Genomic DNA, 306 nt, shown 5'->3' with positions numbered 1-306 from the left:
GTTTACGACTACGGGGCAAGACGCTACGATGCCGCCACCTGCCGCTTCACGACGATGGATCCGCTGTCGGAGAAATATTACTCCACAAGTCCTTATGCGTATTGTGTGAATAATCCAGTGAGGTATATTGACCCTGATGGGAGGGAGGTAATTGCCGCCGATATTCTTACAAGGCGAAATATTATCAATACATTAAGTAAGGTGGAAACTAAATATGTGAGATTTGACGATAATGGCAGGTTAGATGTTACTTTGTTAAATCAATATAGCGGTAGTTCGGAAAACTTCACGGCATTACATGCATTA

The 306-nt window shown here is 42.8% G+C and carries 1 protein-coding gene; it reads left to right on the top strand.

The window, feature by feature from the left end:
* Nucleotides 1–306 (top strand): RHS repeat-associated core domain-containing protein (locus EII32_RS11915; RefSeq protein WP_317125339.1); only part of this gene is annotated, 306 nt, incomplete at both ends.

The sequence above is a fragment of the Prevotella sp. OH937_COT-195 genome (assembly GCF_003932845.1).
Classification (GTDB): Bacteria; Bacteroidota; Bacteroidia; order Bacteroidales; family Bacteroidaceae; genus Prevotella.
Note: the sequence above shows the minus strand (reverse complement) of the source record. Positions and strands in the feature narration are given on the sequence as shown.